The 23,129-nt window shown below is 51.3% G+C and carries 21 protein-coding genes and 1 riboswitch; of the genes, 8 read left to right on the top strand and 13 right to left on the bottom strand.

What is annotated here, in order from left to right; all coding sequences use genetic code 11:
* Nucleotides 1–52: 52 nt before the first annotated feature.
* Nucleotides 53–604 (bottom strand): 1,6-anhydro-N-acetylmuramyl-L-alanine amidase AmpD, encoded by a 552-nt coding sequence (gene ampD / locus NOG12_RS07730; protein WP_219968244.1) that lies wholly within the window; start codon nt 602–604, stop codon nt 53–55.
* Nucleotides 605–780: 176 nt separating this feature from the next.
* Here ampD and nadC point away from each other — a divergent pair, with 176 nt between their 5' ends.
* From nadC to zapD, 7 genes are all read left to right on the top strand, one after another.
* A complete protein-coding gene (nadC, locus tag NOG12_RS07725; protein WP_313932892.1) occupies nt 781–1,647 on the top strand; it encodes a carboxylating nicotinate-nucleotide diphosphorylase in 867 nt (288 codons plus the stop codon).
* 87 nt (nt 1,648–1,734) lie between these two features.
* Nucleotides 1,735–1,846: riboswitch (cyclic di-GMP riboswitch) on the top strand.
* Nucleotides 1,847–2,038: 192 nt separating this feature from the next.
* On the top strand, nt 2,039–2,539 hold the full coding sequence (locus NOG12_RS07720) for a pilin (protein ID WP_313932891.1): 501 nt from the start codon (nt 2,039–2,041) through the stop codon (nt 2,537–2,539).
* 87 nt (nt 2,540–2,626) lie between these two features.
* The gene (gene pilB, locus NOG12_RS07715; RefSeq protein WP_153826419.1) at nt 2,627–4,324 is read left to right on the top strand and encodes a type IV-A pilus assembly ATPase PilB; all 1,698 of its coding nucleotides are present in this window, start codon (nt 2,627–2,629) and stop codon (nt 4,322–4,324) included.
* A 50-nt stretch (nt 4,325–4,374) separates the two neighbouring features.
* The gene (locus NOG12_RS07710) at nt 4,375–5,601 is read left to right on the top strand and encodes a type II secretion system F family protein (protein ID WP_313932890.1); all 1,227 of its coding nucleotides are present in this window, start codon (nt 4,375–4,377) and stop codon (nt 5,599–5,601) included.
* Nucleotides 5,602–6,486, top strand: a complete 885-nt coding sequence (locus NOG12_RS07705; protein WP_313932889.1) for a prepilin peptidase — start codon at nt 5,602–5,604, stop codon at nt 6,484–6,486.
* Nucleotides 6,487–7,110 (top strand): dephospho-CoA kinase, encoded by a 624-nt coding sequence (gene coaE, locus NOG12_RS07700; protein ID WP_313932888.1) that lies wholly within the window; start codon nt 6,487–6,489, stop codon nt 7,108–7,110. It abuts the gene before it with no gap.
* 31 nt (nt 7,111–7,141) lie between these two features.
* Entirely contained in the window at nt 7,142–7,906 is a 765-nt protein-coding gene (gene zapD, locus NOG12_RS07695; RefSeq protein WP_162014526.1) for a cell division protein ZapD, read from the top strand.
* 49 nt (nt 7,907–7,955) lie between these two features.
* Here zapD and mutT read toward each other — a convergent pair whose 3' ends face one another.
* The 3 genes from mutT to NOG12_RS07680 are packed head-to-tail and all read right to left on the bottom strand — an operon-like array spanning nt 7,956 to nt 12,005.
* Nucleotides 7,956–8,354 carry an 8-oxo-dGTP diphosphatase MutT gene (mutT, locus tag NOG12_RS07690; RefSeq protein WP_313932887.1) on the bottom strand — a complete coding sequence of 133 codons (399 nt, stop codon included), beginning with the start codon at nt 8,352–8,354 and terminating at the stop codon, nt 7,956–7,958.
* Complete coding sequence (secA, locus tag NOG12_RS07685) at nt 8,341–11,037, bottom strand: preprotein translocase subunit SecA (protein WP_153826423.1); 2,697 nt, start codon at nt 11,035–11,037, stop codon at nt 8,341–8,343. Before secA ends, mutT begins: the two co-directional genes overlap by 14 nt.
* A gap of 35 nt (nt 11,038–11,072) precedes the next feature.
* The gene (locus NOG12_RS07680) at nt 11,073–12,005 is read right to left on the bottom strand and encodes a M23 family metallopeptidase (protein WP_153826424.1); all 933 of its coding nucleotides are present in this window, start codon (nt 12,003–12,005) and stop codon (nt 11,073–11,075) included.
* A 17-nt stretch (nt 12,006–12,022) separates the two neighbouring features.
* Between NOG12_RS07680 and NOG12_RS07675 the strand changes: the two genes are divergently transcribed.
* Nucleotides 12,023–12,568: a DciA family protein gene (locus NOG12_RS07675; RefSeq protein ID WP_313932886.1), complete on the top strand. Its 546-nt coding sequence runs from the start codon at nt 12,023–12,025 to the stop codon at nt 12,566–12,568.
* 107 nt (nt 12,569–12,675) lie between these two features.
* On the opposite strand, the gene lpxC is transcribed toward NOG12_RS07675, so the two are convergent.
* The 9 genes from lpxC to murD all read right to left on the bottom strand — a co-directional run bounded on the left by lpxC (nt 12,676) and on the right by murD (nt 23,121).
* Complete coding sequence (gene lpxC, locus NOG12_RS07670) at nt 12,676–13,590, bottom strand: UDP-3-O-acyl-N-acetylglucosamine deacetylase (protein WP_313932885.1); 915 nt, start codon at nt 13,588–13,590, stop codon at nt 12,676–12,678.
* Between the two features lie 88 nt (nt 13,591–13,678).
* On the bottom strand, nt 13,679–14,899 hold the full coding sequence (ftsZ, locus tag NOG12_RS07665) for a cell division protein FtsZ (RefSeq protein ID WP_313932884.1): 1,221 nt from the start codon (nt 14,897–14,899) through the stop codon (nt 13,679–13,681).
* 64 nt (nt 14,900–14,963) lie between these two features.
* The gene (gene ftsA / locus NOG12_RS07660; protein ID WP_110075949.1) at nt 14,964–16,196 is read right to left on the bottom strand and encodes a cell division protein FtsA; all 1,233 of its coding nucleotides are present in this window, start codon (nt 16,194–16,196) and stop codon (nt 14,964–14,966) included.
* A gap of 6 nt (nt 16,197–16,202) precedes the next feature.
* Nucleotides 16,203–16,949 (bottom strand): cell division protein FtsQ/DivIB, encoded by a 747-nt coding sequence (locus tag NOG12_RS07655; protein WP_313932883.1) that lies wholly within the window; start codon nt 16,947–16,949, stop codon nt 16,203–16,205.
* A 1-nt stretch (nt 16,950) separates the two neighbouring features.
* On the bottom strand, nt 16,951–17,865 hold the full coding sequence (locus NOG12_RS07650) for a D-alanine--D-alanine ligase (protein ID WP_313932882.1): 915 nt from the start codon (nt 17,863–17,865) through the stop codon (nt 16,951–16,953).
* A 4-nt stretch (nt 17,866–17,869) separates the two neighbouring features.
* Entirely contained in the window at nt 17,870–19,378 is a 1,509-nt protein-coding gene (gene murC, locus NOG12_RS07645; protein WP_313932881.1) for a UDP-N-acetylmuramate--L-alanine ligase, read from the bottom strand.
* Entirely contained in the window at nt 19,375–20,484 is a 1,110-nt protein-coding gene (gene murG / locus NOG12_RS07640; protein WP_313932880.1) for an undecaprenyldiphospho-muramoylpentapeptide beta-N-acetylglucosaminyltransferase, read from the bottom strand. Before murG ends, murC begins: the two co-directional genes overlap by 4 nt.
* The gene (gene ftsW, locus NOG12_RS07635; protein ID WP_313932879.1) at nt 20,481–21,743 is read right to left on the bottom strand and encodes a cell division protein FtsW; all 1,263 of its coding nucleotides are present in this window, start codon (nt 21,741–21,743) and stop codon (nt 20,481–20,483) included. Before ftsW ends, murG begins: the two co-directional genes overlap by 4 nt.
* Complete coding sequence (gene murD / locus NOG12_RS07630; protein WP_313932878.1) at nt 21,736–23,121, bottom strand: UDP-N-acetylmuramoyl-L-alanine--D-glutamate ligase; 1,386 nt, start codon at nt 23,119–23,121, stop codon at nt 21,736–21,738. Before murD ends, ftsW begins: the two co-directional genes overlap by 8 nt.
* Between the last annotated feature and the right edge of the window lie 8 nt (nt 23,122–23,129).

The raw sequence follows: 23,129 nt of genomic DNA, 5'->3' as shown, positions 1-23,129 counted from the left end.
CTGTTTGTTGCAATAAACTGTTGCGGTTAACTGTAACAGTGAAGCATACCTGTTAGCGCACTAAGTGTTGGTCTAACAACTGCCGAAAATAAGCCCAATCAAACGCCGGCCCCGGATCGGTTTTACGCACCGGAGCAATATGCTGATGCCCAACAATGCGTTGTGCTGTTAACGCTGGGTAATACTGCACTAATTGCGCGGCAACCTCGGCCAACACCTGATATTGTTGTTCAGTGTAGGGGGTGTGGTCGGTTCCCTCAAGTTCAATACCAATACTAAAATCATTGCAGCGCTTACGCCCGCAGTAGTGTGAACGCCCAGCATGCCATGCACGGCGGTGAAAAGGAACGTATTGGAGTAACTCGCCATCGCGCCGAATCAAGCAATGAGCCGATACTCTTAACCCTGCCAATGGGGCAAAGTCGGCATGTGCCTGGGGATTAAGCTTACCCATGAATAGGTCATCAATGAACGGACCACCAAATTGCCCAGCCGGTAAACTGATACCATGCACCACCAACAAGCTGATATCCGTGGCATCCGGGCGTTCATCAGCATGCGGCGAGTGGCGCTGCTTGCTGTGCGCCAGCCAACCCTCTGTCATCATCAACAAAATTCCTGCGTTCGCTAATTAGGTTGCTCAAAGTATAATAGCCGCATTAATTAAGCAAAAGCTTCTAGCTAATCCGATATCTGCCTTGTTAGAACCTGGCCGCAGTCCTACAATAGGCGCACTTGATTGATCAACCTATATCGCCACACGGAACAGAGAGATACCCAATGGATACACGAGTTGACCCGCAGTTACTGGCTAACGACCGTGCCGACATGGTGCAACGCGCCTTACATGAAGATTTAAACGGCCTTGATGCCAATTTAGACATCACCGCCCAACTTATTCCAGCTAGCGAAAGTGCGCGCGCTACCCTGATCACTCGCGAGCCAGCGGTGATTTGTGGCGTGGCCTGGGTTAACGAGGTGTTTGCTCAGTTAGGCGGACAAGTGACTATCCAATGGCACGTGCGCGATGGTGACCAGGTTGCCGCTGATACCCTGCTGTGCGAATTAACTGGCCCAGCCCAAGTGATCCTTACCGGCGAACGTACCGCACTGAATTTCTTGCAAACCCTCTCGGGCGTTGCCACCACCACCGCCGCTTACGTGCGTTATTTAGCTGGCAGTAACACCAAATTATTGGATACTCGGAAAACCATTCCGGGCCTCAGAACAGCGCTAAAATATGCCGTGGTTTGTGGCGGCGGTCATAATCACCGCGTAGGCCTCTACGATGCCTACTTGATTAAAGAGAACCACATCATGGCCTGCGGCGGCATCGAACAAGCCATCACCACAGCACGCCAGCTCAACCCGGGTAAACCTGTGGAGGTGGAAGTTGAAAACCTTGAGGAGTACCAAGCAGCGCTCCACGCCGGTGCCGATATCATCATGTTAGATAACTTTTCAATACAAGATATCAACACCGCAGTCAGTCAACGATCAGGGGCAACGCAACTTGAAGTATCGGGCAATATTACCGCCGAACGTCTTACCGAACTTGCAAGTACCGGAGTTGATTTCATTTCTTCTGGCGCTTTAACAAAACATATACAAGCCATCGATCTTTCGATGAGATTTCAACGCTTTTAGCTATTGACGAAATTCATTGATCTGCTATGTTTGAAAAGCAATGCGCAATCATGAAGTGGTCTAGTGCCACTTTATGAGAGCCAGGCAAGCTTTAAAAGGCAAAACCATTGCAAGGTGGTGACGCAAAACCTCCGGTCCTTTTTAAACTATACTCGTGGGTAGCAAACCACTAGATAGTAGGGATAGCGGGGCTGCAAGCTAGGGTCTGGTGAATAAAGTGGCAGTTCGATGCACTCAAGCCGATGCCAGTTAACCACGGTCTTTCGGCTAATGCAGATAGCTTTGTTGTGGTCCGCAAGGATCACTTGATGTGCTACTGTGCTATCGAGTGCCACCTGACTACAACAATAATTACATTCTAATAAGTACAGAAAACTTTCGGGAGATTTTCATGAAAGCGCAATTACAACGTGGTTTTACATTAATCGAATTGATGATCGTAGTAGCGATTATCGGTATTTTGGCTGCCGTTGCTATTCCTATGTATAGCGACTACACGCAGCGGGCTGAAGCTAGCACAGGTATCGCTGCACTGGCATCTTACAAAACTGCAGTAGCTATGTGTCACCAGCGTGCTGGTACTTTGGCTGGCTGTGATGATGGAACCAATGCGATTCCAGCTGGTTTTGCTGATACCGCTGGCAATGAGGGCGATACTGTTAATGGACTTGCATCGGTAGACGTTGACGAAGGAGTCATTTTAGCAACCTTAACCGCTATGTCTGACGCCGCAACTCCAGCTATGATTATTGTCGAACTAAAGCCTACAACCTCGACGAATAACAGTAATTTAAATTGGACTATCGCTTGTAGCGATTTTAATACTGATGGTTCATCGCGGGTTGATGGTTGTACCGCGCCGTACACAGCGCCTGCGCCAGGTGGTAACTAAAACCTAGCTAAAAAGTTGTGACAGCCTGCGGTGTAGGTGCCGCAGGCTGATTCTTGAAGTTCAATTTCCGCTCCGTTAGGAAGACTCATGCTGCACCACTCCTTAGCGGCTCTGTTGCTGCGTGACAAGCTGATACCAGAAGATAAGCTAACGCGTTGCAGTGAGTATGCGTGGGAGAACAAGCTGTCGTTTACGGCGTGCTTGATGGAGCAGAAACTCCTGTCTGCAAGTGCACTGGCCAATTTTTGCTATCTAGAAAGCAATGCTCCGTGGCTAGACCTTGATGCCTTTGATCCTGACTTTATTCCCCAGAAATTTATCAATGAACGTTTGATTCGCAAAAACCATGCGGTGCCTTTGTATCAGCGTGGCAATGTGCTCTATATCGCCGTGTCGGACCCTACTCGAATTGAGACGCTAGATGAGTTTCAGTTTCGTACGCGGTTGCAAACTGAGGCGGTGTTGGTTGAGGAGAACAAGCTCCAGCGGTTAATTGATAAGTTGCTTGAGAACGAGCATTCGGCCTTAGGCGTCACCGAGCAAGATGAGCAAGAGCTGCGCGATATTGATGCCGCTGATGAGCGCCAAGATGATTCGGGGGCGGTCTCTGCTGATGTCAAAAACGATGCTCCGATTGTCATCTACATCAATAAGATGTTGCTGGATGCGATTAAGCGCGGTGCCTCGGATTTGCACTTTGAGCCTTATGAAACTGAGTATCGGGTGCGCTTTCGAATCGATGGCGTGCTGCATGAAATTGCGCGGCCCCCAGTGGCTTTAGCAGGCCGTATCGCGGCACGCTTAAAAGTCATGGCCCAGCTCAATATCGCTGAGCGGCGCTTGCCCCAAGATGGTCGGATTAAGCTGCGCTTATCTAAACATAAGTCCATTGATTTTCGGGTAAGTAGCTTGCCTACCCTGTATGGCGAAAAAATTGTACTGCGGATACTTGATGCCGCCGCCGCCATGATTGGGATTGAATCGCTGGGCTACGAACCAGACCAAAAAGCTTTGTACGAAGAAGCACTCAGTAAGCCACAAGGGATGATTTTGGTAACCGGCCCCACCGGCTCAGGTAAAACCGTAAGTTTGTACACCGGCTTAAATATTCTCAATACGCCCGAACGCAATATTTCTACCGCCGAAGACCCCGTCGAAATCAACTTAAACGGTATTAATCAGGTTCATATTAACGCCAAAGCGGGCTTAAACTTTGCCGATGCGTTGCGTTCCTTCTTACGCCAAGACCCGGACGTGGTGATGGTGGGGGAGATTCGTGACTTAGAAACCGCGGAGATTGCGATTAAGGCGGCACAAACCGGGCACTTAGTTTTGTCCACGTTGCACACCAACTCGGCGGCAGAAACCCTGACCCGTTTGATGAACATGGGCGTGCCCTCTTACAACATTGCCGGCTCGGTCACCCTGATTATTGCGCAGCGGCTAGCACGACGCCTGTGTAACTCCTGCAAAGCGGAAGAGCACTTACCCCAAGATGAATTATTACGACAGGGCTTTAAAGCTGAGCAATTAGCTGATTTGACCATCTATAAAGCCGTAGGCTGCGAGCATTGCACTGGCGGCTACAAGGGCCGGACCGGGGTCTATGAAGTGATGCCCATCACTCCAGCTATTCAAGATTTGATTATGGAAGGCGGTTCGTCTTTAGATATCGCCAAAGCCGCTCGTGATGATGGCATTCATTCGCTGCGTGAGTCGGGCTTACTCAAAGTCGCCAAAGGCATTATTAGTTTGGCCGAAGCAAATCGCGTCACTAACTTCTAGGCGCTGGCGTCGGCAGCACCATACTAACGTTAACAGCAAAAGGTACGGGGATGGCAAGCACAACAAAAGCCATGAAAGATATCACCGAGTTTGAATGGACCGGGATTAACCGTCGCGGCAAGCGCATTAAAGGCGTGATGCGTGCTGATAATGACCGTATGGTGCGAGCTAACTTACGTAGCCAAGGGGTTACCCCCAGAACCATCAAGAAAAAGCGTAAGCCGCTATTTGGCGGTAAAAACATTACCGGTGCCGATGTGGCGATTTTTACTCGGCAAATCGCAACCATGTTAGGCGCCCAAGTTCCCCTGTTGCAATCTTTAGAGATGGTGGCAAAAGGCTCCGAGAACCCCAAAATTCGTGAGTTGATGCAAGATCTCGCCAACCAAACCGCGGCAGGGGCACCGTTTGCGAGTTCGCTGCGCCAGCATCCACGGGTGTTTGATGATCTTTATTGTGATCAGGTTGAATCAGGTGAGCAGTCAGGTAACCTCGAGAATATTTTTGACCGCATCGCAACTTACCGCGAAAAATCCGAAGCACTGAAGGCTAAAATCAAGAAAGCCTTGGTGTATCCCGCCTCGGTGATTGTGGTGGCGTTGGTCGTTACCGTGATCTTGCTGGTTTATGTGGTGCCACAGTTTGAAGCCGTATTTAAAGACTTTGGGGCAGAGCTGCCCGCCATGACCCAGTTTGTGGTCACTTTAAGCGAAATTGTACAAGCCTATTTTTTATATGTTGCAGCCGCGATTTTTGTCGGTGCTTGGCTGTTTAAGCGCGCCTACAATAAGAGTTTGGCGCTACGCGACCGAGTGGATTTGCTGTCACTCAAAATCCCCGTCATCAAAGACATTCTAAATAAAGCTGCGGTGGCTCGATTTGCTCAAACTCTGTCGACCACCTTTGCCGCTGGGGTGCCTTTGATTAGCGCTCTAGAGTCCGCTGCAGGGGCATCGGGTAACGCGCTCTACCGCGATGCTATTTTGCGGATCCGCGATGAGGTGACCTCAGGCATGCAGATGAACACGGCCATGCAAGCTCAAGATGTGTTTCCTACGTTAGCGGTACAAATGGTGTTTATCGGCGAAGAAGCGGGTAAGTTAGACGATATGTTAAGCAAAGTTGCCTCAATTTATGAGCGCGAAGTCGACGACCTGGTAGATAATCTTACGGCCTTATTAGAGCCGATGATCATGGTGGTTATTGGTGGTTTGGTGGGTGGCTTGATTGTGGCCATGTATCTGCCGATCTTTAGTTTAGGTAAGGTGGTTGGATAAATGGCGGAGTTTCCTGAAGAGTCAGTCTGGTTAACCCTCACAGCCCTGGTGTTTGGTTTAGTGATTGGTAGTTTTTTGAATGTGGTGATTGGCCGCTTTCCACTGATGCTGCAACGCCAATGGCGACAAGAATGCGCAGCCTTGCAGGCTAGCTCAGCGGAGGCTGCTGCCACGCCAACCAAAGCCGAGCCTTTCAACCTCGCCTACCCGCCCTCACGCTGCCCTAAATGCAATCACAAGATAGCTTGGTATGACAATATTCCGGTGGTCAGTTGGTTGTTGCTGAAAGCCAAGTGCCGCAAGTGCCGTACCGGCATTTCTGCTCGCTACCCGCTAATCGAATTACTAACCGGCGTGGTGTTTGCTCTGTTGGCTTGGTACGGCGGTATCACAATTCCTAGCTTGGTCTACATGGGGTTAGCCTGTTTGCTGATTTGCATGTTCTTTATTGATGCGGACGAAATGATTCTGCCCGATCAAATGACCTACCTGATGCTGTGGAGCGGCCTGTTATTCACTTTGTACCATGGCCATATTCCGCTAGCAGATGCCGTGATAGGTGCTGCCGCGGGTTATTTAAGCCTGTGGAGTGTGTATTGGGCGTTTAAGTTGCTAACCGGTAAGGAAGGTATGGGCTATGGTGATTTCAAGCTCCTGGCGGCGTTTGGCGCCTGGGCTGGCTATCAAATGTTGCCGGTGATTGTTATCGCCGCTGCTGCCAGCGGTGCCGTGCTTGGCATCATCTATCAGCAAATCAATAAGCAGCGCCAAGGCCAACCGATTCCGTTCGGGCCCTTTCTCATTTGTGGTGGCGTGATTGCGATGCTTTGGGGTGAACAAATCCTGCATGGCTATTGGCAATGGTTAATGGGCGGGAGTTATTAGATGTTAGTGGTAGGAGTAACCGGCGGTATTGGCAGCGGTAAAACCACGGTGACCGATCTGTTTGCCGCACAGGGTATTGAGATTGTGGATGCTGATGTGATTGCCCGTAGTATCTTTGATTCAACCTCAGCAACGGGGCAACAGGCGCTCGCCGCAGTTGCCGCAAAGTTTGGCCCGCAAGCGCTATTGGCTGACGGTGAACTAGACCGAGCCTGGTTGCGGCAGCACATTTTTACCCACCCAGAGGCCAAGCAGTGGCTGAATGAACTGACCCATCCACTGATTCGGCAACAGATCCTTGAGCAATTAACACAGGCCACGTCACCCTACGTGATGCTGTCAGCACCCCTGTTGGTCGAAAATCGCTTAACCCAATTATGTGATCGGGTGCTGGTTGTGGATGTTGATGAGCATCATCAGCGCCAACGCACCTTAACTCGTGACCAAGTAGATGTTAGCCAAGTGGACGCCATCATGGCCGCGCAGGCCAGCCGTACGGAACGACTCGCAGCCGCCGATAACGTAATTGATAACAATGGTGAACCGGCCGCTTTAACCAAACAAGTAGAGCGCTTACATGAGCTTTACCTGCGCTTAGCACTTGCTGAGGCAGACAACAATTGAAACTTACTCATAAGCCGCTATGATAGAAGCCATGCATAATAACGATAACCAGCCCATGATCGCTTATGAATACCCGTTACTAGAGCGGGTGAGAACTTATTTGCGCCTTGAACATATCTTGGCCGCATTACAACCACACACACCAGTAACGCAACAGAACTACACCCGTTACTTCAGTGCGCTGTTCGCTATTTTGGATATTTGCGAGCGCAGCGATGTGCGCACCGATGTGCAAAAGGATTTAGATAAACGCCGCGCCCAATTACAGGTCTGGTCGCAGCATCCCGAAGTGAATCATGACCAATTGCAGCAAACCATGCAGCGCGTGCATGGTGCTTTAAGTGCGATTCAGCCACTCAACCGGGTCGGCAGTGCGCTTAAACAAGACCGCTTGTTAAGTGTTATCCGCCAGCGCTTTGCGATGCCAGGTGGCACCTGTAACTTTGATGTGCCACAACTGCACTACTGGCTGCATTTACCCCAAGCCACCCGCGATCAAGATACTGCTGCGTGGTGGGCTGAGTTAGAAGTGTTAATGCGCGGTTTGGCGCTAGAGCTAGAACTGTTGCGCGGGCAAGCGCGGTTTAATACGGTGGTGGCCAGTAATGGGCTCCTGCAAGAGAGCACCGAACCCTTGAGCTTACTACGCATCAAAGTTGCCCCTGAGGTAGCCGCCTATCCGGTCATTTCTGGCCATAAACAGCGGTTTAGTATCAGGTTTATGCGCTATGAGCCGGTTAATGGCAGAGCCTCGGTCGACCATGATGTGGCCTTTGATTTGGCCTTGTGCCCTTAAGTTCTCGCTTAAGTGCCTGCATGAAAGCCGGCCGTGCTGATCGGCGAGCTTAGCGCCGTTGCAAGACCTCAATAATCGGCTGATTGGCCGGCGGAAACGGATAAGCATCCAATTCGTAGACCGGCACCCAGCGCCATTGCTGCCCTTCTTGCTGGCTTACCGAACCACTAAATGCAGTCACCATCCACACATCCAGTAGTACTTGCTTGTCACTGTAATCGTGGGTGATCACCGTTAGTGGACAGGCTTGCTGCACGGTTAGATTACACTCTTCTTGCAACTCACGACAAAGCGCCTCATAGACGCTCTCGTTAGCCTCTACCTTGCCTCCAGGAAACTCCCATTTACCGCCTTGATGTAAATGTGGGTGGCGACAGCTGATAAAGATATGGCCGTTGTCATCTTCAATAACGCCAACGGCCACATGAACGCGATTAGAGCTTGCCATGGCACTGTTTAAACTTCTTACCAGAGCCACATGGGCACGGATCGTTACGACCAACCGGAGCTGGGCCGGCTGGTGCGCTAGGCTGGTCGGCGCCACTGGTACTGGCACTTTCGTGTTGATACTCTTGGCGCTGAGCGGCTGCTGCGGCAGCACGTTTCGCCTCTACCGCCTCGACGTCTTCTTCGGCACGTACCCGTACTTTGCTCAAAATGGTAATCACTTCAAGCTTTAACGATTCCAGCATGTCTGAGAACAACTCAAAGGCTTCGCGTTTGTATTCTTGCTTCGGATTCTTCTGCGCATAACTGCGCAAATGAATGCCTTGGCGCAAATGGTCCATCGAGGCCAAGTGTTCTTTCCAATGGGTATCTAGGCTCTGCAGCATGATGGTTTTTTCAAACTGGCGCAGTACTTCAGGGCCAACCATCTGCTCTTTTTGCTCATACGCTTGCTCGAGTTCCGTTAGGATGCGCTCGCGCAGCTTCTCTTCGTGTAAACGCTCATCTTCGTCTAACCACTGCTGAATTGGCAACGGTAGGGCGAAATCTGCACGTAAACGTTCTTCTAAACCGGCAATATCCCACATTTCATGCAGTGACTGCGGTGCAATATATTCACTGATAACGCTGTCCATCACATCGGCACGAATCACTTTTATGGTGTCAGAAATATCACCTTCATCAAGTAGTTCGTTGCGCTGCTCGTACACCACTTTACGTTGGTCGTTGGCTACATCATCGTACTCTAATAGCTGTTTACGCATATCAAAGTTACGGCCTTCCACTTTACGTTGTGCGTTTTCAATGGCTCGGCTAACCCACGGATGCTCTATGGCTTCTCCGCGTTTCATGCCCAAACGCTTCATCATGCCAGCCATACGGTCTGAGGCAAAAATCCGCATCAAGCTATCTTCTAGCGACAAATAGAAGCGCGATGAACCAGCATCACCTTGACGCCCTGCACGACCACGCAGCTGGTTATCGATACGGCGAGATTCATGACGCTCGGTACCAATAATATGCAAACCACCGGCGGCTAACACGGCATCGTGGCGTTGCTGCCAAGCCGCTTTCACTTGCTCGATTTGCTCTGGGGTTGGCTCTTTCAAGGCTTCAATTTCAGCTTGTAAATTACCACCTAATACGATGTCGGTACCACGCCCAGCCATGTTGGTAGCTATGGTGACTGCACCTGGTAAACCGGCTTGGGCTACGATATCAGCCTCACGTTCGTGGAATTTGGCGTTCAGCACGTTGTGTGGGATTTTCTTTTTCTTCAGTAGCCGTGATAGTAGTTCGGAAGTTTCAATCGAAATAGTACCCACCAGCACAGGACGCTGGGCTTTGCGGCACTCTTCAATGTCGTTCACAATAGCTTCGTATTTTTCTTCAGCGGTAATAAAAATCAAGTCTGGACGATCGTCACGAACCATCGGCCGGTTGGTTGGGATCACTACAGTTTCTAGGCCATAGATACTTTGAAACTCAAAGGCTTCGGTATCGGCGGTACCTGTCATACCCGCTAACTTGTTGTAGAGACGGAAGTAGTTCTGGAAGGTGATCGAGGCCAAGGTTTGGTTCTCGTTCTGAATACGCACCCCTTCTTTCGCTTCAATTGCTTGGTGTAAGCCTTCAGACCAGCGCCGGCCTTCCATCGTACGACCGGTATGCTCATCAACAATCACGATTTGGTCGTCTTTGACGATGTAATCGACATCTTTTTGGAACAAGTGATTGGCGCGCAATGCGGCGTTCACGTGATGGAGCAAGGTGATATTGGCAGCGTTGTAGAGCGAGTCGTCCTCAGCCAGCATGCCGCGTTCTTTCAAGATCTGCTCAACGTGTTCTTGGCCATGTTCAGTTAAGTGCAACTGCTTAGATTTTTCATCGATGGTGAAATCGCCTTCACCACGCTCTTCTTCGGTATCTTCTTTCTCTTGACGTACCAACATAGGTACCAGCTCGTTCATGCGCGTGTACATGTCTGAACTGTCTTCAGCGGCACCCGAGATGATCAATGGGGTACGGGCTTCATCGATCAAAATCGAGTCAACTTCGTCGACGATGGCGTAGTTGAGCTCGCGTTGTACGCGGTCTTCTGGACGAAACGCCATGTTGTCACGCAGGTAATCAAAGCCAAACTCGTTGTTGGTACCGTAGGTGATGTCAGCGGCGTAAGCGAGGCGCTTGTCGTGCTGCTGCATACCGGGGATGTTAAAGGCTACCGTCATGCCCAAAAATTCAAACAGCGGGCGGTTGGTTTCCGCATCACGACGAGCCAAGTAATCGTTGACCGTAACTATGTGAACACCTTTACCTGCCAAGGCATTCAAGTAAGCGGATAAAGTCGCCGTTAAGGTTTTACCTTCACCGGTACGCATTTCTGCAATACGGTTGTTGTTTAAGATCATGCCGCCTATTAGCTGCACATCAAAGTGGCGCATCTTAAACACTCGCTTGGATGCTTCGCGGACGGTAGCAAAAGCTTCCACGAGCAAATTATCCAGCGTTTCGCCAGCAGCAATGCGTTGTTTGAATTCAGCCGTTTTTTGTTTGAGTTCTTCATCGCTGAGGGCTTCGAATTCTGGCTCTATGGCGTTAATTTTTTGAACGTTCTTTTGTAAACCTTTCAGAATACGATCGTTGCGGCTACCAAAAACCTTACGGAATAAACTACCTAACATGAGAATGCGTGTTCCTGTGGTGAAAACCGCTGGGCCTATTCGGCCGAGCGGTATACGTATTTATAGGGGTCGATTTGCTTATTATTGCGCAGCACTTCGTAATGAACATGGGGCCCCGTAGAGCGCCCGGTGCTGCCAATTAAGGCTATGCGCTGGCCGCGGGTGACCACGTCACCTTCTTTAACCAGCAATTCTTTACTGTGGCCGTAACGCGTTTTGAGGCCACCCCCATGATCAATTTCAATTAACTTACCATAGCCAGAGCGGTCCCCGGCCCAGGTTACTACCCCGGCACCGGTGGCAAAAACGCCTGCGCCTTCTTCTAAACTGGCGAAGTCGAGGCCTTTATGCATGGCTGGATTACCGTTAAAAGGATCTTTACGAACCCCGTACTGCGACGAGAGCCAGCCTTTCTCGATAGGGCGCCCAGCAATGTAGCTCTCTGCTGAGATATGGTGACTCATCATCACAGACTCAAGTAGTGCCAATTGTTTTTGTTTGTTGGAAAGCTCACCCATCATGGCTTCGATGCGTTCAATCACATCGCGCGCGTCTACGGCTGGTGCTTCGGTAATAGCTACTTCAGGGCCACCCATAATCAACTGGGGCGGCTCATTAAAGTCAAATTCGCCATTATCCAATTCGGCAACCGATGCTAACCGCTGGCCTAAAGCGTCAAGCCGACGCAGCTGCGATTGCATCTCACCCAAATAGATGGTCATGGCTGTTAATTTTTTCTCGGTATCAGCTTTTAGCGCTTGCACAGCTTGCTCTTGCGCAGCTAAAGCCAATTGCTCTTTGCTGATATTCTGCCGTGCTTGATCGAGATCGAGACTTCCTGCTTGCCACGGCTTAGTTACCGCCAGCACGCCTAATGCGGCCAACCCAGCTAACGACAGCATGCGCCGCCGACTAAGTTTGATACCGAATTTAACTTTGGAGCCTCGATAGAAGACTGTTAAACTCATGCAATCTCTCGTTGCTAATGAATGATTTTATGGCCCGTACCCGCCCACGCAATTTACAACAGCTTATAGATGGTAAGCAGCTACGGCGTTTTACTGACTTTACCGAGCAATACCAACTCTGGCAACAGCTTTTAAACGATTGTTTGATATCGTTACAGCTGGCGCCTCTTAGTGCTTATTGTAAGGTGCTATCAGTGCGAGCCAACACCTTGGTTATTGAAGCTGCCTCAGGCACTATTGCCAGCCGGCTAAAACTTCAACAAGGGCGCATTATAACGCATTTTGCCGCTAATTCTACGACTGCAATCAACCAGCTAGAAGTGCAGGTGCGTCCCGTGAGCCAACCCCCGGCGATGAGACAGGCTGATAACCACAACCCAACGCCTAACGCGCCGGTGCCACTGCAACCGACAACAGCACCCGCTGGCAGCGGCTCTGCCCCCAGCAAAAGCTCGGCAGCCAGCCAATTACGCCAACAAGCACAGCTTTGTCCAGAGCCCCTGCGTTCGCAGTTATTGGCCTTAGCCGATAAGTACGAGGCTGACGCGGCCAACGAGAGTTAGCTGGCTTGAATTGGCTAATCTGAGTTACCCAACAAAAAAGGCTCTGCAGTGATACTGTCAGAGCCTTTCGTTATTAATTGCGCTTACTGCTCGTGCTGATTGCTTGCTTAGGCCAAAATCGGATTGGCAAACGCAATAGGTGCTTCAGCAACGTCATCGTCGAAGGTGACAAATTCCCACGCTTCTTGATTCTGCAGCACCGCCCGTAACAGCTGATTATTGAGCGCATGGCCCGATTTGAACGCACGCAAGTTGCCCAAAATGGCATACCCGCCCATGTATAAATCGCCCACGGCATCAAGCACCTTGTGCTTCACGAACTCGTCGTCATAACGCAAGCCATCGCTGTTTAAAATACGGAACTCATCTAACACCACGGCGTTATCAAAGCTGCCGCCGAGGGCTAAGTTATTAGCACGCAAAAACTCAATATCTTTCATAAAGCCGAAGGTGCGAGCTCGGCTAATTTCTTTGATGAAATTGTTGCTATTGAAGTCAATGCTCACCATTTGCTTGGTGTCAGCAATAGCCGGATGGTCAAAGTCGATGGCAAAATCAATGCGGAAGCCATCATGGGGTAGTAGTTCCGCCCACTTGTCATCTTCTTCAACCCGAACCGGCTGCTTGATCTTGATAAACTTTTTGGCTGCGCCCTGCTCTTCAATTCCTGCGCTCTGTAGCAGGTAAATAAATGGGTGTGAGCTACCATCCATGATCGGAATTTCATGGCTATCGACTTCGATGATCAAGTTATCGATGCCCATCGCAGCGATCGCAGCTAGCAAATGCTCGACCGTTGATACGCGCACGTTGTCATCATTGATTAAACAGGTACACATACGCGTATCCCGCACTAACTCAGCGTTAGCAGGAATATCAACAGCTGGGTTCAAATCTACCCGCCGAAACACCAAGCCAGTATTAACTGGCGCTGGACGCAGCGATAAATGAACCTTGTTACCCTTATGCAAACCCACACCTGTGGTTGCAATAGGTTGCTTTATGGTACGTTGTTTAATCATCTATTCTCTCTTCTCATCTAGTCATTGGACCAGCAAAAGGCGCAATAGTTTATCAAAACACCGCTAACATCACAATATTGTGTGATTATTAGTCGACCTGACGACGTAAAAACGCTGGAATATCTAAATAATCCATATCGTTACGTTGTGAGCCTTGTGGCTTAGCTGCAGGCTTAGTTGCTTGCGGCTCTACCAGCTCTTGCTCTTCTTCGTCGAGTTCTTGGTCAAACTTAGGTGCTGTGGCACCGCCATAACCGGCAGTGCGGTTAGGCGTAGTACGTGAACCGTAAGTAGGACGCTCTTCAGTTTTCGGCTTAGTTACAATCGAGATATCTGGCTTACGCTCACCGCCAATCCCCGTTGCAACTACAGTCACCCGCAACTCATCAGACATATCCATGTCGATTACAGTTCCGACAATCACTGTGGCGTTTTCAGAGACAAAGCCCTTCACGATGTTGCCCACAGTTTCAAACTCTTCCATGCTCAGATCCATGCCGGCGGTGATGTTCAACAACACGCCACGTGCACCTGATAGGTCGATGTCTTCCAATAACGGACTGTTAATGGCCATTTCTGCGGCTTCAGACGCACGGTCTTCACCACTTGCGATACCGGTACCCATCATAGCGGTACCCATTTCGCGCATCACTGTACGTACGTCAGCAAAGTCGACATTGATCAAACCGTCGCGGGTAATCAAATCAGAGATGCCTTGTACCGCACCTAACAAGACGTTGTTAGCTTCGGCAAAAGCGGCCAGCAACGACGTTGATTTACCTAATACTTTCAACAGCTTTTCGTTAGGAATGGTGATTAGCGAGTCAACATGACGGGCTAATTGTGCAATCCCTTCGTTCGCTGCAGCCATCCGTCGATTACCCTCAAACGGAAACGGCTTGGTCACCACGGCAACGGTCAAAATGCCCAGCTCTTTCGCAACTTCTGCGACTACTGGCGCTGCACCCGTACCGGTACCACCGCCCATACCTGCGGCAATAAATACCATGTCGGCGCCTTCAAGCTTAGCGCGAATTTCTTCACGCGCTTCTTCGGCTGCCTGACGGCCAATTTCTGGGTTGGCCCCGGCACCTAGACCTTTGGTAATTTCAGCACCTAACTGAATGGTACCGTAGGTATTATTATTGCGTAATGCTTGCGCATCTGTATTGGCAATTAAAAATTCAACACCCTCAATCGAGTTTTGAATCATGTGTTTAACGGCGTTACCACCGCCACCACCAACGCCAATGACTTTAATCACTGCGTCAGTATCAAAGTTGTCGACTACTTCGAATACGTCTGGCATGTTAGTTCTCCTGTTACCTGCTTATTGTACTACCCCATAAACTTCATTGAAAACATTGTTTTGATTAAAACTCGCCTTTTAACCAACTTACTAGGCGCTTACCAATGCCAATGACATTGGTGCTACTCTTTTCTTGTTGTTGACGCTGCATATCGGCAGCACCATAGCGCAATAATCCTACGGCTGTTGCATAGGTAGGATCTTGCACGTAATCACTTAATCCTTGCATCCCTAACGGCTCGCCTAAGCGTACCGGCATTTGGAAGATTTCTTCGGCAAATTCGATGGCGCCTTCCATGCGGCCGCAGCCTCCAGTTAAGACAATGCCAGCGGCAATCTGTTCATCTAGCCCGCTTTTGGTGATTTCGTCGCGAATCAACTCAAACAGTTCTTGATAGCGCGGCTCCACCACCTCAGCCAAGATATGCCGCTCCATGCTACGCGCTGGGCGCCCACCCACTGACGGTACTTCAATGTGCTCGTCTTTGTTCACCATCTGGCGCAGCGCACACGCGTATTTGGTTTTGATTTCTTCGGCGTGATTCAGCGGGGTGCGAAAAATCTTGGCAATATCGCTGGTCACTTGATTACCCGCCGCAGGGATAACCGCTGTGTGACGCAAGACGCCACCGGTATAGATACAGATATCTATGGTGCCCGCGCCCATATCCACTAGCGCAACGCCTAGATCTTTTTCGTCTTCGGTAAGCACCGAAGTACTTGATGCCAATGCTGAAAACACCAAGCAATCGACGCTTAAACTGCAGCGTTCAACTGCCTTCACAATGTTCTTGGCCATGTCGTTGGCACAGGTAATGATATGCACCCGTGCCTCCATGCGTACCCCAGACATGCCAATAGGGCTTTTGATGCTCTCTTGGGAATCGATGATAAATTCTTGCGGTAACACGTGCAGAATGCGGCGCTCTTGCGCTATAGGCACAGATTTAGCCGCATGAATCACCGCATCGACGTCGTCTTGGGTTACTTCGGCTTCGTTAATCGGCACCATACCCGATTCATTCTGACAGGCGATATGGCGCCCCGAAATATTCAGATATACCGAGGCCACGCGACAGTCCGCCATCAACTCAGCTTCTTCGATGGCTCGCTGCACCGACTGCACCACCAGATTAAGGTCGTTCACGCCCCCTTTATCCATGCCTCGGGCAGCGGCTGCACCAACGCCAATCACACTGATTTCGCCGTCTGGCATCACTTCGCCAATCAGCGTCACCACTTTGCTGGTGCCGATATCTAACCCTACAACCATGTTCCGCTCTGCTGCTTTCGACATGTTATGTCACTCTCTTTCTTGTTTCTCTGTTGGTTGTTTCCAGCCTACGGCCACACCTGTGTCGTAGCGCAAATCTACATATGCTATTGGGGTTGCCCGTTGGCGCACAATCTGCGGAAATAAATCAATAAACCGCTGCACTCGTTCAACGATGGCTTCACGCCCCAGCCGGAGGGTAATACCCGCCAGCAAATCTACTTCTACCGAAAACCTTTCACTGAGCCGTAAGGCTGTTACTTGGTGACCATTAATCTTCAATAATTCATGCACTTGCTGATAATATTCAAGGGTCTCTAACACAGCTTTCTCGGGCCCTTCAAAGTAAGGCAACAGCACTTCAATGCGGCTTACATCAGCCTCAAATACCCTGCCTTTGGTGCTCACTAAGGCGTTCGGCCGCTGCTTTGCATTCCAATACCCCAAGGGTTGCCGCTCTACAATAAACACTTGCAACACATCCGGCCATTCTTTGCGCACCGACGCCTGTTCTACCCACGGCATCTGCTCTAAGCGCTGCCGAATCTCGTTCACATCGGCGGAGAAAAAACTCCCCAGCGGTTCGCCCGTTAAGAGGGCGCGCACATCGCTACGCTCCAAATACACCAACTCACCCTGCACCACCAGCTTGTTAATAGGTACTTGGTTGGCATCCATGGCCAGATAGTACAACCAAATGGCGCCAGCTAGGGTGGCCATGACTACGCTGGTAAAAAAGCTCAAGCCTAGCCAAAACTGCCAGCGGATTGCCGCCACCTTACACCTCGCTGTGTTGCAAAATGCTCAATACCAGTTGCTCAAAACTCAGGCCCGTTGCTTTCGCTGCCATCGGCACCAAACTCTTGGTGGTCATACCGGGCACCATGTTAGCCTCGAGTAGCTTGTAGTTACCTTGTGCGTCGCACATCACATCAATACGGCCCCAACCGCGCCCGCCAACGGCCTGAAACGCACTGTAAGCCAATTGGCCGAGAGCACGCTCTTCTAATTCGCATAACCCCGCGGGACAATGGTACTGGGTATCCGTAGCTTGGTACTTAGCCGCATAATCATAAAATTCGTGGGTGGTCTGGAGCCGAATCGCCGGCAACGCCGTATCACCCAAAATAGCTACGGTGTACTCTGGCCCAGCCAACCAAGCTTCTACCAAGGCTTCATCATCGTACTGATGAGCTTGGACTAAGGCGTTCGTGAGTTCTGCCACTGAACTAGCAGAACCCATGCCAATGCTTGACCCTTCTTGGGCTGGTTTCACCATCACTTTGCCGCCCAACTCTTGCAATAACCCGGCGACGTCGACAGCCTGCTCACGACGCACCACTGCGCTTGCCGCTACTGGTAGTCCAGCCCCTTGCCAGACCCGCTTGGTGCGTACTTTATCCATGGCTAGGGCGCAGCCCAACACCCCACTGCCAGTGTAGGGGATATTTAGATACTGCAGTGCCCCTTGCACCGCACCATCTTCACCGCCACGCCCATGCAGCGCGATAAAAGCGCGCTGAAAGCCGTGGCTGACCAGTTCGGTGAGCGGCTGCTCAGCCGGATCGAAACCGTGCGCATCCACTCCTTGACTCTGCAACGCGGCTAACACGGCGGCTCCAGAACGCAACGACACCTCGCGCTCGGCTGAATGTCCACCCATCAATACCGCAACTTTACCAAACTGTTTCACCGTTTTAGGCTCCTTTATCCTGTGACTGTTGCTGTTCAGTAGCGGCTAGCCGGCGTAATGCGGCCGGCTGTAATTGCGTCGCGGCCAAATCACGAGCGATGGCACCGATATTACCGGCACCTTGAGCTAGCATTAAATCGCCCGGCTGCAAAATATCGGCCAACACTTGATAGAGTTGAGTTCGATCGCCAACATAAATAGGTTCCATCTGCCCACGCGTCCGTAAGGCTCGTGCTAAGGCTTTGCTATCGGCGCCGTTGATGGCGGCCTCGCCAGCGCTATAAACGTCCAGTAATAGCAACACATCCACTTGCCCTAACACCTGCACAAAATCATCAAGCAAATCCCGGGTACGAGAATAGCGATGGGGCTGAAACGCCATCACAATGCGCCGCTCAGGCCAACCGGCGCGGGCCGCCGCAATGGTGACCGCAACTTCAGATGGGTGGTGGCCGTAGTCATCCACCAGCAACACATCGCCTGCGCTTTCTGCCAACTCGAACTGGCCCAAATGCTGGAAGCGTCGGCCAATGCCGCCAAACTTGTTTAACGCGCTCACAATCGCACTGTCGGCAACCCCTTCATCAGTGGCCACGGCAATGGCTGCCAACGCATTCAAGGCGTTGTGCTGGCCTGGTAGATTCAGCCGAATCTGCAACGGCTGGCGGCCGGCACGATGCACGGTAAATTCGGTTTGCCCGCCCTGCTGGCGATAATCGCTACCGCGCACATCAGCATCCTGGCTAAAGCCATAGGTAATCATATGGCGGCCTATTCTTGGCAGTAATTCACGTACCACAGGGTCGTCCACGCACATCACCGCGAGACCATAGAACGGCAGGTTGTGCAAAAATTCCACATAGGTATCCAACAGCTTATTAAAGTCACCACCATAGGTATCCATGTGGTCGGCTTCGATGTTGGTTACGACCGAGACCATCGGCTGTAAATGCAAGAACGAGGCATCAGATTCGTCAGCTTCTGCAATTAAGTATTTACTGGTGCCCAGTCGGGCATTGGTGCCAGCGCTGTTAAGCAAACCGCCAATAACAAAGGTTGGATCTAGCTCGGCCTCGGCAAATATACTGGCAATTAAGCTGGTTGTGGTGGTTTTACCGTGGGTGCCAGCAATCGCGACTCCATGGCGAAACCGCATCAGCTCGGCGAGCATCTCGGCCCGTCGTACCTGTGGAATAAACTGCTGTTGCGCTGCCACTAACTCGGGGTTGCTCGCTGCTATGGCAGATGACACCACAATCACATCAGCGCCTTGCACATGCTCGGCGGCATGCCCCAGAAATACTTGCGCACCAAAGTGACGCAAGCGCTGGGTTACCGCATTTTCTGCTAAATCTGAGCCGGTGATTTGATAACCTTGGTGTAATAACACTTCGGCAATACCGCCCATACCCGCGCCACCGATACCAACAAAGTGGATGCGTTTGACCCGCCGCATGGCCGGCACCTTCACCTGTGCGGAAGGAATGCTGTTAGCAGTTACTTGCTCTGTCATAACCTATTGCCTGCTGTTAATTGTTCTGGATTGGCCCAGCGTTCACACTGATTCACAACCGCTTCGGTTGCATCTACGCGGGCTAAGCTAGCTGCCTGTTGGCGCATCTGCTGACGCACCTCCGGTTGGCTAAGCAACTCTTCTAACAGAGCCACTAGCGGACTAACTTGCTGTAATTGGGGTTGCGGTAGCAACCTTGCTGCGCCGATGCTCACCAACTCTTTGGCGTTCGCCGTTTGATGATCATCAACGGCATGGGGCAAGGGCACAAAAATCGCCGGTGTTGCTAGTACCGCCAGTTCAGCCACGGTCAAAGCGCCAGCACGACAAATCACCACCGTCGCCTGTTGGTAGGCGCTGTGCATATCTTCAATGAATTCTTGTACTTGAACTTCGGCTAACGGCAACGCCTGATAGGCCTGCTGCACCGCCGCCGTTTGCTGCGCGCCGCACTGATGCTGTACCTGCAGTTGCTGCAATAGCGCTACTGGTAACTGCGCTAGCGCTGCTGGCACACACTGGTTCAGCGCTTGTGCGCCTAGACTGCCGCCCACGATCAGTAATCGCAACGGTTGTTCGGTTGGGTTGGCACTTGCGTGGGGCTGTGCCCACTGGGCCCGCAATGGGTTGCCAGTAACCTCGGCCCCCGGAAGTTGCTGTTTCGCAGCAGCAAAGCCCACCATCACATGTTGTGCCATCCGCGCCAGTAATTTGTTGGTGAGTCCGGCCACGGCATTCTGTTCATGCACCAGTAAAGGAATACCCAAACTGCGTGCAGCCACACCGGCTGGCCCACACACGTACCCACCAAAGGTAAGTAACAACTGGCTTTGATGCTTGCGCAACAGTTTGCGACTTTGCCGTACCGCTTTAAACAAGCGCCATGGCGTCATCAGTTTGCGTAGCAAGCCATGCCCGCGCATGCCTTGCATATCAATTTGCTCTAGGGTGAACCCAGCCGCAGGAACAACTTTGGCCTCAAGCCGCTGTTCCGTGGTGCCCAACCACACCACTTGCCAGCCGTAACTACGCAGCTTTTCTGCAACAGCGAGGGCCGGAAACACGTGACCACCGGTACCGGCAGCAGCAATCATCACTTTGTTCATGCTTGGCCTCCTAGTTTAGTGTTAACTCGCCGTGGTGCCACTTTGATTTGGCTGACCCGATATTCGTAATCAATTCGCATCAACAAGCCCAGCGCTACGCAGCTGATCAATAGACTGGTACCACCGTAACTGACCAAAGGTAAGGTTAAGCCCTTGGTGGGCAACAGACCGGCCGCCGCACCAATGTTAACCATCGCCTGAAAGGCAAACCAGATACCGATGCCGTAAGCGACAAAACCGCCAAACTGCTGATTCACTTGTAATGCGGCGCGACCTAGCTGCAACGCGCGTAACACCAGCGCAAAGGCCAACACCAAAATCACCAGAATACCGATAAAGCCAAGCTCTTCGCCGACCACGGCCATAATAAAATCGGTATGGGCCTCGGGCAGGTATTGTAACTTTTGAATGCTATTGCCCAAGCCTTGGCCAAACCAGTCACCACGGCCAAAGGCCATCAGGGATTGAGTTAACTGATAGCCGCTACCAAAGGGGTCCTGCCACGGATCTAAAAAGCTCACGATGCGCCGCATTCGATACGGCGTTTGAATGATCAGCAAGGTGATCACCACGGCAAAGGTGATCAAGATGGCGAAGAACTGCCACAACCTAGCGCCAGCTAAAAATAGCATGCCCACCACAATCGCAGTCATCACTACCAAGGAACCAAAGTCTGGCTGCATCAGCAACAAGCCTGCAAACAACGCCAGCACGATCAATGGCTTAATAAAACCACGTAAGTTTTCTTGCACCTGGTCCACACGTCGGGTCAGGTAACTTGCGATATAGAGCACAAAAAATAGCTTGGCGATTTCAGCTACCTGCAGGGTTAGCGGACCGATTTTAATCCAGCGTTTGGCGCCATTTACTTCGTGCCCAATTACGCTAACCAACACCAGCAGGGCCATGGCCAACAACAACAGTAAGCCACTGCCGTTATACCACCAGCGCACCGGCACTTGCACACAGATCACCAATAAGGCCAAGCCTAACAGCACGTAAATGGCGTGGCGCGTAACAAAATGAAACGGATTACCAGTAAGCCGTTCGCCAACCGGAAACGACGCTGAGCTCACCATCACTAAGCCGATGGCGATGAGGCAGAACGCCAGCCATAACAGCACTCGGTCGTACAATACCGTCGGCTGTGGCAACCACCATTGCCAGGCTCGTTGCGCCCATTGCCGCCATACCGCTTCAGCGCGGTCGGGCATGGGTAGCTCGAGTTGTTGTTCAGTGCGTGCTGGAGTGTCAGCCATAATAGGCCTCCACGGCGGCACGGAACATATCACCGCGTTGCTGATAATTGTTGAACATATCTAAACTGGCACACGCAGGCGATAACAGCACCATGCTGCCAGGCGTTGCCAAAGAGGCAGCCACGGCCACCGCTTGGGTTAAATCTTTGACCCGCTCCGCATGGTCTACTTGTTGCGCGATGCGCTCGGCATCTTTGCCTAGCACGATTAGGTGATCTACTTGCGCTAAAGCAGGTTTAAAGGCACTAAAATCGGCGCCTTTACCATCGCCGCCAGCAATCAAAATCAACTTGCCACTAACGCTAGCGCGCAGGCCCTGAATAGCCGCCTCGGCAGCCCCAATGTTAGTGGCTTTAGAATCATTCACCCAGCGCACACCCTGCTGGTCAGCTACCAGTTCACAGCGATGGGCGAGGCCACGGAACTGCTTCACCGTCGCTAACGCTGCCGTTGGTTTTACCCCAACCAGCTCGGCCAAGGCCAAAGCCGCTTGCACATTCAGCAAATTATGAATGCCGCTTAAGGCCAATTCATGGGCTGCCACTAACGGTTTGCCTTGATACGCCAGCCACAAGCCATCCGCTTGGCGCAGCAAACCAAACTGCGCATGGGTTAGATCGCCAATGCCATCGGCTAAGCCCGTATCGGCCCCAAAAGTACGCTGACGACTAGGCGGGATATACACGGGCGCCGTGAGTTCTTGCTCACGATTCCATACCGCTACGTCTGCATTTAAGTAGATGCGTTGTTTAGCATGGGAGTAGTCGTGTAGGCTGTGGTACCTATCCATATGGTCATCGCTGACATTGAGGATGGTAGCGCCGCGTAACGGCAACTTTTGCATTAACTCTAACTGAAAGCTGGACAGCTCTAGCACATAAATGTTGGCTGGTTGTGCCAGCAAATCCAATACCGGAATACCAATATTACCGCCCATGGCGACGGCCATGCCTTGCTCCGCCAAAATATCATGCAGCAACTGGGTAACGGTCGATTTTCCATTAGAGCCAGTAATGCCTAACATTACCGGGGCAGCGTCTGGTGCGGCAGCCCAATGCAGCGCCAACAAATCCATGTCACCGATGATTGGAATGGCTGCATCTGCGGCTAATTGCAGTACCGGCGTACGCAAATCAATACCGGGGCTGACAATCAGTAAATCCATGCCCAAGATATGTTCCACCTGCAGCGGCCCAGTATGTAATTCTAAAGGAGCTGGCGTGGGTGGTAACTGGGCCACGCCGGGTGGTTGTTCGCGAGTATCGAACAGCACCGGTTGAACGCCCTGACTTAGCAAGTAACGCACCACCGACAGCCCGGTTTGGCCGAGGCCAACCACTGCGATGTTTTGATACTTATCTAAACTTGCTAAGTGCATGAATATTT

The sequence above is a fragment of the Pseudidiomarina fusca genome (assembly GCF_032227045.1).
In the GTDB taxonomy this organism is placed as follows: Bacteria; Pseudomonadota; Gammaproteobacteria; order Enterobacterales; family Alteromonadaceae; genus Pseudidiomarina; species Pseudidiomarina fusca.
This window is presented reverse-complemented; position numbering and strand designations above follow the sequence as displayed.